A 14,070-nucleotide genomic window follows, 5' to 3' on the forward strand; every position below is an offset into this window, starting at 1 on the left:
GCTCTGTCAGCGACACCCCGTAACCTGGGCCCATGGCCAAGGCGAACCCACACGAGCCGCGCCGGATCACTCGGACCATTCCCGCCGCGCAGCTCATCGGACTCCTTCTCGCATTCGTGCTCACCGCCGGTGCCGGTGGCCTGATCACCGCCGGACTGGTGATCCCACTGGCCTCGGGTATTGACACCGCGGTCGACACGGGCGTCGAGGTGTTCGAGGAAGTCCCGGACGAGCTGGTGCCGGGTCCGCTGTCGGAGCAGTCGCAGATCTACGCGAGCGACGGCAAGACGAAGCTGGCCACCTTCTACGCGCAGAACCGCATCGTCGTGCCGCTCGACAAGGTGTCGAAGCACATGAAGAACGCCGTGATCTCCATCGAGGACGAGCGCTTCTACAACCACGGCGGCGTGGACCCCGAGGGCATCTCCCGAGCGGCGGTCAAGAACTTCGGCGGCGGCGCCACCGAGGGTGCCTCGACCCTGACGCAGCAGTACGTGAAGAACGTGCTGATCGAAGAGGCCGACCGGTCGGGCGACACGTTCGGTGTGCTCGAGGCCAGCGAGGGTTCGCTCACCCGGAAGCTCCGCGAGGCGAAGCTCGCGATCGGGATCGAGAAGCAGATGTCCAAGGACGAGATCCTGCAGGGCTACCTCAACATCGCGCAGTTCGGCCGGAGCGTGTACGGCGTCGAGACCGCTTCGCGTCACTACTTCAACAAGTCGGCTTCGGACCTTTCGGTGGTCGAGGCGGCGACGATCGCCGGCATCACCAAGTCCCCGAACGCGTTCGACCCGGTGCAGAACCCCGAGGACGCGTCCGTGCGGCGCGACCTGGTGATCGGCAAGATGTGGCAGCTCGGCTACATCACCACCGAGGAGCGCGACAAGGCGTTCGACACCAAGCTGCAGGACACCCTCGACGTCCAGCCGCTCGAGGTCGGGTGCGACTCCGCCAAGGGCGCCGCGTTCTTCTGTGACTACGTCATCAAGGAGGTCATGGCCAGCCCTGAGTTCGGGAAGACCAGGGCCGACCGGCAGGACCTGCTCTACCGCGGTGGCCTCAAGATCGTCACCACGCTGGACATGAAGATGCAGAAGGCCGCCCAGGAGACGATCGCCGAGGCGGTTCCCGCGGACAACGCCTACGAGCTCGAGGCCGCGGTGACGTCGGTCGAGCCGGGCACGGGGCGCATCAAGGCGATGGCGCAGAACGTCCCGTACGACACGAGGGCAGCATCGGCAGCACGCACCACGGCGCAGAACTACTCGGCCGACTACATGCACGGCAACTCCCGCGGGTTCCAGGTCGGCTCCAACTTCAAGCCGTTCGTGCTGGCCGAGTGGCTGCGGAGCGGGCGGCAGTTGTACGACACGGTCAGCGCCAACTCGTTCGTGGCGAACGAGACCAGCTTCAAGGCCGACGGCTGCGTGCACGCCTTCACGAACCAGAACTGGGACGTGTCGAACGTCGACGGAGCGGCCAGTGGGAATGTCAGTGTGCTCCAGGGCACGTTCCAGTCGCTGAACACTGTCTATGCCCGGATGTCGCAGCAGCTCGACCTCTGCAACGTGCAGAAGACGGCCTGGGACGTCGGTTTCCGCCCGATGACGTCGGGTCTCGACTACAACGGTGTCGGAACTTTCCGCACGATCGACGACCCTCAGCAGCGGGACATCGACGTGTTCGCGTCGATGACCCTCGGTACGCAGGCTTCGACCCCGGTCAACCAGGCGTCGGCGTTCGCGACCTTCGCCTCTGGCGGCACGTACTGCGACCCGGTAGCGATCCTCGAGGTCAAGGACACCGACGGCAAGAAGATGAAGGTGCCGGGCGCGAACTGCAAGCAGACGCTTGAGCCTGAGGTGGCCAACACAGTCGCCTACGCGATGACCCAGGTCTTCAAGACCAGCCCATGGGGCACCGCCTGGGAGCTGAGCCCCGGCCTCTCCGACGGACGGCCGGTAGCGGGCAAGACCGGTACGACCAACATGGCGTACCAGAGCTGGTTCACGGGATACACGCCGAACCTCTCCACCTCGGTCTGGGTGGGCGATGCCGCCGGCGACGTCCCCCACATGAACGTGTTCCTGCCCCCTCAGACGTGGTACTCCGACTCGCCCGAGGCCGGTCCGATGTACGGCGGTACCGTCGCCGCGCCGACCTGGCGTCGCTACATGGACCAGGCCGTCGCCGACCTGCCCGTGAAGTCGTTCCCCGCGCCCGACCCGAACCTGGTCGGCAAGAAGCCCGCCCCGCCGAAGCCGGCCACCAGCGATGACGAGGGGGAGTCGGAGGGCGGCGGTGACTCCGGTGATTCCGGCGGCGACGGCGGCGACGAGGGCGGCTCCGAGGGCGGCGACTCCGGTGGTGGCAACGGCGGTAACGGCAATGGGAACGGCAACGGCAACGGCAACGGCAACGGGAACGACTGATCTGTATGGGCACCCTGGGTAACGTCGGCAAGGCTCTCGGGATCGCCGGGGGCGTCGCCGCCGCCGGGTTGGCGTACGCGCACGTGGAGACCAAGCTCTTCCGTGTACGGCGGGTGACCGTGCCGGTGCTGCCTCCGGGGCAGCGGCCGGTCCGGGTGCTCCACGTCTCCGACCTGCACCTCATGCCGAGCCAGCGCACCAAGCAGGCGTGGGTGCGGTCGCTGGCCGCGCTGGAGCCCGACCTGGTGATCAACACGGGGGACAACTTCGGGCACGCCCAGGCGCTGGCCCCGCTCCTCGACGTGCTGGGGCAGCTGATGGACGTCCCAGGGGCGTTCGTCATGGGGTCGAACGACTACTACGCCCCGACGTTCAAGAACCCGGCCCGGTATCTGCTCCGGGACGCTCGCGTGGACCGCGAGGACAAGGTGGCGCTGCCCACGGAGTCGCTCGCCAAGGCCTTCACCGAGGCCGGCTGGGTGGACCTGGACAACCACAGGGGCCTCGTCGAGCTGCGCGACGGGCGCACCGTGGGGCTGGTCGGCATGGACGACCCGCACCTCGAGCTCGACATGATGCCGGAGCCGGGCCGCGTGCCCGGTGAGGAGGACGCGGTGCTCCGCCTCGGCGTCGTGCACGCGCCGTACCAGCGCGTCCTGAACCAGCTGAAGGCCGACGGCGTCGACGCCATCATCGCGGGCCACACCCACGGCGGGCAGCTCTGCCTGCCGTTCTACGGGGCGCTCGTGACGAACTGCGACCTGGACCGCGTCCGCGCGTCGGGGCTGCACGGCTGGCCCGGCGCACGTCCGGACCGCGAGGGCGGTGCGGACTCGACGTGGCTGCACGTCTCGGCGGGCGCGGGCACGTCGCCCTACGCCCAGGTGCGCTTCGCGTGCCGCCCGGAGGCGACGCTGATGACGCTGACGGCGCGGGTCGCCTGAGAGCGAGCCGCGCACCGCTACCAGGGCACCTGGCTGGCGGCTGGCGCGTGGTCGGTAGAAGGTCAGGTGGTCGGCACCCCGGGGTACCGACCACCTGACCTTCTACCGACCACGCACCGGGATGCCCGGCAGGCTCAGGCTCAGCGGGCCCGGCGCTCCAGGCGGTCCAGGTCCAGCAGCACCACGGCCCGGCCCTCCCGGCGCACCCAGCCGCGGGTCGCGAAGTCGGCCAGAGCCTTGTTCACGGTCTCGCGGGAGGCGCCGACGAGCTGAGCCAGCTCTTCCTGCGTGAGGTCGTGCGCCACGCGGATGCCGTCGTCGTTGGGCTCGCCGAACCGGGTCGACAGGTCCAGCAGGGCCTTGGCCACGCGGCCGGGCACGTCGGAGAACACGAGGTCCGCGAGCGTCTCGTTGGTGCGGCGGAGGCGGCGCGCGAGCGCGCCGAGCAGCTGGGTGGCGACGCCCGGGTGGTCGGCGATCCACCGCACGAGCGAGTCGTGCCGCAGCTCGTAGACCACGGAGTCCGACACGGACGAGGCCGAGGCTGTGCGGGGGCCCGGGTCGAACAGGGAGAGCTCACCGAACATCTCACCGGGGCCCAGGATCGACAGCAGGTTCTCGCGCCCGTCGCTCGACCGGCGACCCAGCTTGATCTTGCCCTGCGCGATGACGTAGAGCCGGTCGCCCGGCTCGCCCTCGCGGAAGAGCACGTCACCCCGGACCAGCTCCACGGGCACCATGGACTCGAAGAGCGCGCGGGTCTCCTCGCCTTCCATGTCCGCGAAGAGGGGGGCAGAGAGTACGACTTCGTCGTCCACCAGTGGTGTCCTCACGTGTCGGGGACTTTCGTCCATCAGTCTTTTCCACCTCTCAGTCTGCCTCAATGTCACGAGATTGCCGGGTTATCGGTGTCTCTCGTGGCGTCCGCGTGGCGTGCAGTCCAACGCGATCGTCCGCCTCAGGGCGGGATGTCGGCTTTGCTTGGTCCGAAGTAGGACGCCCGTCCATGAATCCTAGGGGTGTCACCTGGGAGTCCGGAACGGGCGTCCTGCGTGCCGCTCAGGGCACCTCGCGCTGCTCCGGACCCACGTACTCGCACACCGGCCGGATCAGCGCGTTCGCGGCGCGCTGCTCCATGATGTGCGCGGTCCAGCCCGTGATCCGGGAGGCCACGAACAGCGGGGTGAAGATGTTCGTGTCGAACCCGATCAGGTGATAGGCGGGGCCCGCCGGATAGTCGAGGTTCGGCTTGATGCTCTTGCGGCTGACCATGGCGTTCTCGAGCGTGTCGTACAGGTCGAGCACGTCGGTCCGGCCGTAGTGCTCCGCGAGGTCGCCGAGCACGGCCCGCATGGTCGGCACGCGCGAGTCGCCGTTCTTGTAGACCCGGTGGCCGAACCCCATGATCTTCTTCTTGCTGGTCAGCGCGTCCTCGAGCCAGGCCTCCGCCTTGTCGGCCGAGCCGATCTCCTCGAACGTGGCCTGCACGGCCTCGTTCGCTCCGCCGTGCAGCGCGCCCTTGAGCGCGCCGATGGCGCCCGTCACGGCCGAGTGCAGGTCGGCGAGCGTGGAGGTGATGACGCGCGCGGTGAACGTGGACGCGTTGAACGAGTGCTCCGCGTAGAGCACCATCGACGCCTCGAAGGCCTGCACGACGGCCGGCTCCGCCTCCTCACCGAACGTCATCCACAGGAAGTTCGCCGAGTAGCCGAGGTCCTCGCGCGGGTGCACGAGCTCCTGCCCGCGCCGACGGCGCTGGTCCAGGGCGACGACGGCGGGCAGGACCGCCCACAGCCGCAGCGCCTTGGCGAGCTCCGCCTCGGGCGACGAGTCCTCGGCCTGCGGGTCGTGGGCACCCAGGATCGAGACCGCGGTGCGGCACACGTCCATGGGGTGGCAGTCGGTGGGCAGCTCGAGGATCGCGTCGCGGACGTTGTCCGGCAGCTCGCGGTGCACGCGCTCGATCGCCGTCTGCTCGGTGAGCTGTGCGGAGGTCGGCAGCTCGCCGTGCCAGAGCAGGAAGGCGACCTCCTCGAACGACTTCCTGGCCGCCAGCTCCTGCACGGGATAGCCCCGGTACAGCAGCGAGTTGGTCTCGGGGTTGACCTTCGAGATCGCCGACGTGTCGGCGACGACACCGGCCAGACCCTTTCGGATCTCCGTGGTCTCGCTCATGCGCACTCCTTCGTGTTGACCAGGTCAGGGCTTGTAGGTGAAGACGTTGCTGTCGAAGTGGTTGTAGGCCGCGTAGTCGGTGAGCTCGTAGAGCCGCGCACGGGTCTGCATCTGCGGCACCAGAGCGTCCTGGGTGCCCGACGCCGAGATCTCGTCCAGCGCGCGTTCCGCGGCACCCATCGCGATCCGCAGCAGCGTCACGGGGTAGATCACGAGCCGCGCCCCGGCGTCGTGCAGCTGCTCGGCCGTGAAGAGCTCGGACTTGCCGAACTCGGTCATGTTGGCGAGCACCGGCACGTCCAGGGCCGAGGCGACGGCCTCGAACTCCGAGAGGTCCTTCATCGCCTCGGGGAAGATCGCGTCGGCCCCGGCGTCGGCCAGGGCCTTGGCGCGGTCGATCGCCAGCTCGAGGCCGCGGTCGCCCGGCTCCGTGCCGCGCACGTCGGTGCGCGCCATGATGAGGAAGTCGGGGTCGCGGCGGCCGTCGACGGCCGCCCGGACGCGCCGCACGGCGTCGCCGAGCCCGACGACCTCCTTGCCGTCCAGGTGGCCGCACCGCTTGGGGTTGACCTGGTCCTCGATGTGGATGCCGGCCACGCCGGCGTCCTCCATGGTCTGGACCGTGCGGGCCACGTTCATGGGCTCGCCGAACCCGGTGTCGGCGTCGGCGAGGACGGGCAGGTCCGTGACCCGGGCGATCTGCCCTGCGCGGCCGGCCACCTCGGTGAGGGTGGTCAGCCCGATGTCGGGCAGGCCGAGGTCGGCGGAGAGCACGGCGCCGGAGACATAGACGCCGTCGAACCCCTTGTCCTGGATCAGCTTGGCGCTCAGCGGGTTGAACGCGCCCGGGAGCCGCAGGATCTCCGGCCCGGCGAGGGCCTCGCGGAACGCGCGGCGCTTGGCCGCGGGGGTGAGGTGGGAGTAGAGCATCAGGCCTGCCCCAGCTCGAACAGCCCCGTCGGGGCCGGTGCGGTGTCCAGCACCCCGGGCACCGCGACGATCGTGAGCTCGCGGACCTCGGCGGGCGTGAGCTCGGGCAGGCGCTCGGCCAGGCCGAGGAAGCGCTCGATCTCGGCGTCCTCCAGGATGCCCGAGGCGAGGGTGCGGAACTTCTCCACGTAGTTGGCGCGGGCGAAGGGGCGGGCACCCAGCGGGTGGGCGTCGGCGACGGCGATCTCGCGGGTCACGACCTCGCCCGAGGTGAGCGTGATCTCGACGCGGCCGCCGAACGCCTTCTCCGCCGGGTCGGTCGAGTGGTAGCGGCGCGTCCACTCCGGGTCCTCGGCGGTGGTGATCTTGCGCCACAGCTCGACCGTGTCGGGGCGCTGGGCCCGCTCGGGGGCGTAGGAGTCCACGTGGTGCCAGCCGCCGTCCTGCAGCGCGACCGTGAAGATGTACGGCACCGAGTGGTCGAGCGTCTCGCGGGACGCCGTCGGGTCGTACTTCTGCGGGTCGTTCGCGCCCGAGCCGATCACGTAGTGCGTGTGGTGGCTCGTGTGGAGCACGATCGAGGCGACGTTCGCGGGGTCGCGCAGCTCCGGCCGCTCGGTGCCGAGCGCGCGGGCCATGTCGATGATGGCCTGCGCCTGGTACTCCGCCGAGTGCTCCTTGGTGTACGTGTCGAGGATGCCGGTGCGGGGCTCGCCGATCGCGGGGAGCGTCACGGTGTAGGCGGCGTCGGGGCCGTCGAGCAGCCAGGCGACCACGCCGTCCTCGCCCTCGTAGATGGGCTCGGGGGAGGTCTGGCCGCGCATGGCGCGGTCGACGGCCTCGACGGCCAGCTTGCCCGCGAACGCCGGGGCGTGCGCCTTCCACGTGGAGATCTGGCCCTTGCGGCTCTGCCGGGTGGCCGTGGTGGTGTGCAGCGCCTGGCCGATCGCCTGGAACACCGTCTCGGTGTCCAGGCCGAGCAGCGTGCCGATGCCGGCCGCGGCCGACGGGCCGAGGTGCGCCACGTGGTCGATCTTGTGCTTGTGCAGGCTGATCGTGCGCACCAGGTCCACCTGGATCTCGTAGCCGGTCACGATGCCGCGCACCAGGTCACGGCCGGTGCACCCGGCGTGCTGCGCCACAGCGAGGATCGGCGGGATGTTGTCGCCGGGGTGGGAGTACTCGGCGGCGAGGAACGTGTCGTGGAAGTCGAGCTCACGCACGGCGACGCCGTTCGCCCACGCTGCCCACTCGGGGCTGCTCGTCGCCTCCGGCACCAGACCGAACACGGTCGATCCGGGGGTGTACGGGTGCGCCTGGGCCTGTGACCGTGCGGCGACCGCCGGTCCGCGGGCGAGGCTGGCCGCCGCGACGGCGGCGTTGTCGATCACGCGGTTGATCACCATGTCGGTGACCTCGGCGGTGGGCTCGACCGGGTCCGTCGCGAGCTCCGCGAGCTTCCAGGCGAGCTGGTCGGTCCGCTTCAGCGGCTCGGCGGACGGGTAGACGCGCAGGTGGTGCGTGTACGGCATGGTGATTCTTCCTCGATTCACGTGGACCGTCGTGGGGTCCGGGTGCTGCCCGGACCGTGGGGTGAGGGCATCGGGTGCGACAGCACGGCTTGTGGACGGCGTGTGCGCCCTCGACCTTCTCATACTCCGCGTCCTAGGTACACGGCGCCAAACCGGGCGGCGGAGCTCGACAGCCGAATGTCAGTAGGGATGGCTAGTGTGGCCGATGTGACCACAGTCAGGGAACGCGAACCCGAAAAGGCCGCCACGACCGCCCAGGAGAGCCGGCTCGCGCTCGTACGCCGGGCTCGGCGCGTCAACCGACGGCTCGCGGAGACCTATCCGGACGCCCGTGCCGAGCTGGACTTCACGACGCCGCTGGAGCTGCTGATCGCGACGGTGCTCAGCGCGCAGACCACCGATGTCCGCGTCAACCAGACCACGCCCGAGCTGTTCGTGATGTATCCCGACGCCCAGGCGTACGCGGAGGCGAACCCGGACGAGCTGGAGGAGATCCTGCGGCCGCTCGGCTTCTTCCGGGCCAAGGCGCGAGCCGTGATCGGCCTGGGCCAGGCGCTCGTCGAACGGTTCGACGGCGAGGTGCCAGGGCGCCTGAAGGACCTGGTCACCCTGCCGGGCGTCGGGCGCAAGACGGCGAACGTGGTGCTCGGCAACGCCTTCGGCGTCCCGGGTCTCACCGTCGACACGCACTTCGGCCGCGTGGTGCGCCGCCTGGGTCTCACCACTGAGGAAGACCCGGTCAAGGTCGAGACAGAGGTGGGGGAGCTGTTCCCCAAGAAGGACTGGACCATGCTCAGCCACCACCTCGTGTGGCACGGTCGACGGGTGTGCATCGCGCGCAACCCCGCCTGCGGGGCCTGCAGCATCTCGGACCTCTGCCCGTCCTACGGGACCGGCGAGACCGACCCCGACAAGGCGGCGAAGCTGGTGCGGCCGGCGCCGGACCGTTCGGAGTCGGCGGGCCTGCCTCTCAAGTAGAGCCCTACCTCGTGGGGCTCACCCGGGCGAGCCAGTCCAGCAGGAGCTCGTTGACCTGGTCCGGCGCCTCCTCCGGCAGAAAGTGGCCGGCGTCCTGGATCAGCTCGTAGCGCAGGTCCGGCGCCAGCGACACGGCGTCGAGGTCCGCCCGTTCGGGGCGCACGATGCCGTCCCGGCCTCCCTGCACCTGAAGCGCGGGAACGGTGAGCGGACGGCGCAGCGCGGCACCGAACCGGCGCCCGTCCATCCGCGGCGTGGACCGCACTGCCCAGCGCAAGGCCTCGGCGGCGGAGTGCGCGGCGAACGGGATGCGCATCGCGGTCCGGTACAGCTCGACGACGTCGTCGGGCAGGGGAGCGGCCGCCCCCAGTGCCAGCGTGCGTTCCACCAGGTCGCCGTGGGCGAGCGCCCGCTCGGGCAGGGTGGGGATCTGCAGGTACGCGAGCTCGCGCAGGGCCGCCGACGTGAAGGCGGCCCGGCCGCTCAGGCGCACCCGGGCAGGATGCGGGCTGGCCAGCGCGCCGACCGCAACCGTCGTACCAGGGTGCAGCGCACCCAGGGCCCAGGCGAGAGTGCCGCCCGTGCCGTGCCCCACCATCACCGCACGGTCGCGGCCCAGCGAGCGCACGACACCGGCGACGTCGGCCGCCCGAGCCGGCACCCCGTAGCCCGACGGCGGCTTGTCCGACCCGCCGACCCCGCGCACGTCCATCGCGGCGACGCGGTAGCCGGCGTCGGCCAGGGCCGGGATCTGTGCCCGCCACGCCCACCAGAACTCCGGGTAGCCGTGCAGCAGGAGGACCAGCGGAGCGGAGCGGCCCTCGCTGCCCGCTACCGCCACGTGGAAGCGTGAGCCGCCCGAGGAGACGAACTCGTGCCGCCACGGGCCCTCGACCAGGGCACACGTGTAGTCGCTGGTGGCTGCCGTGCGGACGGCCGGTCGGGCCGAGAGTGCGGTCACGACACGAACCTACGCGCTCGCTGCCGGGTCTGCGCGATGCTTCGGGCAGGGCCGAGGGTGATCTGGCGGAGCCGGTTCTCAGTGGCCTCTCGAGGCCGTGTCCGACGCCGGGGAGCCCGTCGTGTCGACTCCGCCGGCCGGGGTGCCCGGCGAGGAGTCGCCCGGAAGGCCTGCCGCCGCGGGGGGCTCCTCCGCGGGGCGCTGCTCCTTGGGCGGGTCGAACCGGTAGCCGACGTTGCGCACCGTGCCGATGAGCTGCTCGTGCTCGGGGCCGAGCTTGGCGCGCAGCCGCCGCACGTGGACGTCGACGGTCCGTGTGCCCCCGTAGTAGTCGTACCCCCAGACCTCCTGCAGCAGCTGCGCGCGCGTGAACACCCGGCCGGGGTGCTGCACGAGGTACTTGAGGAGCTCGAACTCCTTGTAGGTGAGGTCGATGGGGCGTCCACGCAGCCGGGCGGTGTACCCGCCGGCGTCGATGGCGAGCTCGCCCGCGGAGATCTCCTGCTGCGAGTCCTCGGCCGGGCCGCGTGCCGAGCGTTCGACCACCAGGCGGAGGCGGGCCTCGACCTCAGCCGGCGACGCGGACTCCAGGAGCAGGTCATCGGCCCCCCACTCGTGGGTCACGACCGTGAGGCCGCCCTCGGTGAGGATCAGCACGAGCGGCACCGTCAGCCCGGTGGCGTGCAGCAGCCGGCACGTGGTGCGGGCGGCGACCAGATCGCGCCGGGCGTCCAGCAGGACGACGTCCGCGTCCGGGGCGTCCACGAGCGCCGAGGGTTCCATGGGCAGCACACGCACCCGGTGGGACAGCAGTCCCAGCGCGGGCAGTACCTCGGCAGACCCGCCGGTGGCGGGCGTGAGGATCAACAGCTCTGCCATTGACGCACCTCCTCTCGGAACCGGCGTCTTGCAACCGTCCCTGGCTCGGGTCTCGCTGTAGCGAGACGTCCCGTCGCGTCCAACTGGCTCTGCGGAAGTCTGCCCTGTTGCTTGTTGCGTGCATGTTACACGCCCTTTTCCAAGGGGCCACCATGCTGGTCAGGGCCCGTGACGTGCCCATGACGCGAGTGTCGCGCGTCTCCATCGGAGCCCTCGCGGACGCCCGCGCCGCCGCGATTGAGGCAACGCGGCCAGACTCTGGAAAACTCTGGGTGTGTCCGTCTCCACCCGCGCCGTGACGACCGCTGCGCTCGCAGCCCTCGTCGCCGCAGCGTCCTACGTCCAGCCCCGGCCGTTGCCCCTCGTGGCGGCGGTCGTGGTCCTGGTGGTTCTCGTCGCGCTGGGCTGGCCGTCGCTGCTCCGGCTGCCCGCGTCCGGGAGCACCCGCCTGGTCGTCGCGCTCTGCGGCGTCGGCGGGGCGGCCGTCACCTATCTGACCCAGGGTGAGCCGGTGCTGCGGAACCTGCCGACCGTCCTGGCCGGTGCGATCGTGCTCGCGTTCATCGCGCAGATGCTGCGCCGTGACGGACGGCCTCAGCTCACGGAGTCCGTGTCGGGCACGGTGGCAGGTGTGGTCGCCGCCGTCGCGGCGTCCGGCTGGATCGCCGCCGCGCGGTCCGACGCCGGAGCCGATCTGGTCGTGACGAGCTCGGTGGCGCTGGCCGTCGCGGCGGCCGTGTCCGCCCTGCCGGTGCGTGGCTGGGTGGCGCTCGGGATCTCGGCGGTCGCCGCCGTCGTGGTGGGCGGCGCGGCCGGTACCTTGCTGCTGAACATCGACACCGTGAGCGGCCTCTGGTGCGGGCTGGTCTCGGGAGTCGTGGTGGGGGCGCTGCACCTGCTGCTGGAGAGGCTGCCCGCGCGGGGTGCCCGGCTGGCGGGGCTCGCGGCGAGCGCGCTGCCCGTCGCGGTGTGCGGCATCTTCGTGTTCGTGGTGGGCCGGATGGTCATCCTCTGACGCGACCCGCCCGGCCGGCGCGACCGCTACGCCGTCGGGTGGCTCAGGACTGCCGGATCATCTCGCCGGCGATCTCGATGCGGACCTTCTTGGCGACCAGGACGCCGCCGGCCTCGAGGGCGACGTTCCACAGGAGCCCCCACTCCTCGCGGTCGATGTCGCAGCTGCCGTGGAAGCCGAAGATGTTCTGGCCGTAGGGGTCGTGCCCCACGCCGCCGAACTCGCAGTCGAGCGACACGGGACGCGTGACGCCTCGGACCGTGAGCAGGCCGTCCATGACGAACTTGGTGAAGGAGCCGTCGGGCTGCATCGGGTCGTGCGGACGCCGGCCCGCGGTGCCCGCCTTGAGCCGTGCCCAGGAGAAGATCGGGTCCACCTGGGTCTGCATCCGGAATCCGGTGCTGCGGAACTCGATGGTGGGGTGGTTCTCCGCGTCCAGGAAGTCCGGGCCGGACAGGTGGGTGTCGCGGTCGGGCACGTGCGTGTCGATCGACGCCGTCCGGATGGTGCAGGTGACGCGTGAGGTCAGGGGATCCTCGGCTACGACGACGGACGCCTCGCCCTCGGCGAACTCACCACGTACCGGGCTCACCATCATGTGCATGGCGAGAAAGCCGAGCCGTTTGTGGTTCTGGTCGAGCTGGTACACACCGGCCGCTGGAATGGTAATTCCATTCCAGGTGCGAGTTGGCAAAACTTCCATCTTAGCAATTTCTCCCATATATGCGGATGCATGCACGTTACCATCGGAAGCGGCATCGGTTGGTCGGCATTTCGGCACGAGAAATACTGCCGAGGGCCGGTGTCCAGCCAAGGTAAGCATGTGTCCGACCCCGCGAGAAGGGCCGAACCCTGCAGTGTGACAGGTGTCATTGCAGGTGAGGACTTGTCTGGACGAGCAACTCACGGCATCGTGGGTTAAATGCTGGGACAGGTGATAGCGCTGGTCGTGCTCGTGCTGGGTACTGCTGCGCTCGGAGTGTGGTGGTCAGCACGCCAGGGCGCCGTGCGCGCACCCAGGGAGACGCCCGTCGGGATCGACTGGGCGTCCTCGGGTATCGCACTCGCGGACCGGGTGACCTTCGTGCAGTTCTCGGCGGAGGTGTGTGCCGCGTGCCGGTCCACGTCCCGCGTGCTCGGGGGGCTCACCAGGTCGGACGCCGACGTCGGGCACCGTGAGCTCCTCGTCGACGACCACCTCGACCTCGTGCGCAGCCTGGGTGTGCTCCGCACCCCCACCGTGCTCGTGGTCGACGGCGGCGGGCGCGAGGTCGCGCGCATGAGCGGTGTCGTGTCCGACACCCAGGCGCGCCAGGCACTGAACAGGGTCTCCACTGCGATGGCCGAAGCGGACGGGGAAGGGCAGTCATGAGCGTGAGCAAGGGGATCGACCCGCGCGGGCCGCGGGTGGGGGCGAGCATCACGGCGGTGCTGCTGGCCGCCGTCGTGCTGCTGGGCGCGAGCACTGCCGGCCTATGGCTGCTGACGTTCATCATGCTGAGCTTCCTGCTCGGCACGCTGCGCGGTGCCGAGGGCTCGTGGCAGGGCATGCTGTTCAAGAGGTTCGTGCGCCCGCGCCTCGGGCCGCCCGGTGAGCTGGAGGATCGGCGCCCCCCGCGCTTCGCGCAGGGTGTCGGCCTGTTCGTCACCGCGGTGGGCGTGCTGCTCGGATTCCTCGGCCTGCTTCCGGCGGTGCCGATCGCGGCGGGTGTGGCGTTCGTCGCCGCGGCACTCAACGCCGTCGTCGGGCTCTGCCTCGGCTGCGAGATGTACCTGCTGATGCGCCGGGCGGGCCTGGTCCGCGCCTGAGCACGTGCCGGGACGGGTGCTCAGTAGACCAGCGCCTGGGCCCCGTCCCGCAGGATCTCCTCGGTGAACAGTGCTGAGCCCGCGATCCGGACGCCCGGCAGCACGTCCGTCTCGGTGATGCCCCGGCGCGCCGCGCACTGGGTGCAGAGCGTCACCGTTCCCGCGGCCAGGACGGCCTCCAGGAGGTCGGGCAGCGGTGTCGCGTGCTCGAGGGCGAGGCCGGCGGCGCGGCCCGGCAGAGCGAACCAGGCCGACTCCCCGGTGAGCCAGAGGCTCACCTCGGCCCCGGACGCGACGGCGGCGGCGGCGACGGTGAATGCCTGGTTGGTGGCCTCCGGCCGGTCCAGGCCTGCAGTGGTCTTGATCACGAGCTGGCGCATGCCGCTGACTGTAGGCGCTGGACGGTTAGGATCGA

At 70.5% G+C, this 14,070-nt stretch carries 14 protein-coding genes; 6 read left to right on the forward strand and 8 right to left on the reverse strand.

Annotation, left to right across the window (positions count from 1 at the left end; all coding sequences use genetic code 11):
* Positions 1 to 32: 32 nt before the first annotated feature.
* Positions 33 to 2,432 (forward strand): transglycosylase domain-containing protein, encoded by a 2,400-nt coding sequence (locus tag ACYVK7_RS04270; RefSeq protein WP_460886440.1) that lies wholly within the window; start codon positions 33 to 35, stop codon positions 2,430 to 2,432.
* Positions 2,433 to 2,437: 5 nt separating this feature from the next.
* Complete coding sequence (locus ACYVK7_RS04275) at positions 2,438 to 3,376, forward strand: metallophosphoesterase (RefSeq protein ID WP_460886441.1); 939 nt, start codon at positions 2,438 to 2,440, stop codon at positions 3,374 to 3,376.
* Positions 3,377 to 3,516: 140 nt separating this feature from the next.
* Here the strand turns inward: ACYVK7_RS04275 and ACYVK7_RS04280 are convergent, their stop codons facing one another.
* The 4 genes from ACYVK7_RS04280 to ACYVK7_RS04295 all read right to left on the reverse strand — a co-directional run bounded on the left by ACYVK7_RS04280 (position 3,517) and on the right by ACYVK7_RS04295 (position 8,013).
* On the reverse strand, positions 3,517 to 4,194 hold the full coding sequence (locus tag ACYVK7_RS04280) for a Crp/Fnr family transcriptional regulator (protein WP_119141697.1): 678 nt from the start codon (positions 4,192 to 4,194) through the stop codon (positions 3,517 to 3,519).
* A gap of 241 nt (positions 4,195 to 4,435) precedes the next feature.
* Entirely contained in the window at positions 4,436 to 5,551 is a 1,116-nt protein-coding gene (locus tag ACYVK7_RS04285; RefSeq protein ID WP_460886442.1) for a bifunctional 2-methylcitrate synthase/citrate synthase, read from the reverse strand.
* A gap of 24 nt (positions 5,552 to 5,575) precedes the next feature.
* The gene (gene prpB / locus ACYVK7_RS04290; RefSeq protein ID WP_460886443.1) at positions 5,576 to 6,481 is read right to left on the reverse strand and encodes a methylisocitrate lyase; all 906 of its coding nucleotides are present in this window, start codon (positions 6,479 to 6,481) and stop codon (positions 5,576 to 5,578) included.
* Entirely contained in the window at positions 6,481 to 8,013 is a 1,533-nt protein-coding gene (locus tag ACYVK7_RS04295) for an MmgE/PrpD family protein (RefSeq protein ID WP_460886444.1), read from the reverse strand. The genes prpB and ACYVK7_RS04295 overlap by 1 nt, the downstream gene beginning before the upstream one ends.
* A 189-nt stretch (positions 8,014 to 8,202) precedes the next feature.
* Between ACYVK7_RS04295 and nth the strand changes: the two genes are divergently transcribed.
* A complete protein-coding gene (nth, locus tag ACYVK7_RS04300) occupies positions 8,203 to 8,991 on the forward strand; it encodes an endonuclease III (protein WP_460886445.1) in 789 nt (262 codons plus the stop codon).
* Between the two features lie 4 nt (positions 8,992 to 8,995).
* Here nth and ACYVK7_RS04305 read toward each other — a convergent pair whose 3' ends face one another.
* Together ACYVK7_RS04305 and ACYVK7_RS04310 are read right to left on the reverse strand one after the other, a co-directional pair.
* Complete coding sequence (locus ACYVK7_RS04305; protein ID WP_460886446.1) at positions 8,996 to 9,952, reverse strand: alpha/beta fold hydrolase; 957 nt, start codon at positions 9,950 to 9,952, stop codon at positions 8,996 to 8,998.
* A 78-nt stretch (positions 9,953 to 10,030) separates the two neighbouring features.
* Positions 10,031 to 10,831 (reverse strand): winged helix-turn-helix transcriptional regulator, encoded by an 801-nt coding sequence (locus tag ACYVK7_RS04310; RefSeq protein ID WP_460886447.1) that lies wholly within the window; start codon positions 10,829 to 10,831, stop codon positions 10,031 to 10,033.
* Between the two features lie 274 nt (positions 10,832 to 11,105).
* Between ACYVK7_RS04310 and ACYVK7_RS04315 the strand changes: the two genes are divergently transcribed.
* Complete coding sequence (locus tag ACYVK7_RS04315) at positions 11,106 to 11,846, forward strand: hypothetical protein (RefSeq protein ID WP_460886448.1); 741 nt, start codon at positions 11,106 to 11,108, stop codon at positions 11,844 to 11,846.
* A gap of 43 nt (positions 11,847 to 11,889) precedes the next feature.
* On the opposite strand, the gene ACYVK7_RS04320 is transcribed toward ACYVK7_RS04315, so the two are convergent.
* Positions 11,890 to 12,495 (reverse strand): YceI family protein, encoded by a 606-nt coding sequence (locus ACYVK7_RS04320; RefSeq protein ID WP_460886449.1) that lies wholly within the window; start codon positions 12,493 to 12,495, stop codon positions 11,890 to 11,892.
* Positions 12,496 to 12,768: 273 nt separating this feature from the next.
* Between ACYVK7_RS04320 and ACYVK7_RS04325 the strand changes: the two genes are divergently transcribed.
* Together ACYVK7_RS04325 and ACYVK7_RS04330 are read left to right on the forward strand one after the other, a co-directional pair.
* Positions 12,769 to 13,218, forward strand: coding sequence for a TlpA family protein disulfide reductase (locus ACYVK7_RS04325; protein WP_460886450.1), 450 nt, complete (start codon positions 12,769 to 12,771; stop codon positions 13,216 to 13,218).
* On the forward strand, positions 13,215 to 13,655 hold the full coding sequence (locus ACYVK7_RS04330) for a DUF4395 domain-containing protein (RefSeq protein ID WP_460886451.1): 441 nt from the start codon (positions 13,215 to 13,217) through the stop codon (positions 13,653 to 13,655). The genes ACYVK7_RS04325 and ACYVK7_RS04330 overlap by 4 nt, the downstream gene beginning before the upstream one ends.
* Positions 13,656 to 13,675: 20 nt before the next feature.
* On the opposite strand, the gene ACYVK7_RS04335 is transcribed toward ACYVK7_RS04330, so the two are convergent.
* The gene (locus ACYVK7_RS04335; protein ID WP_460886452.1) at positions 13,676 to 14,035 is read right to left on the reverse strand and encodes a DsrE family protein; all 360 of its coding nucleotides are present in this window, start codon (positions 14,033 to 14,035) and stop codon (positions 13,676 to 13,678) included.
* Between the last annotated feature and the right edge of the window lie 35 nt (positions 14,036 to 14,070).

Source organism: Promicromonospora xylanilytica, from assembly GCF_054782895.1.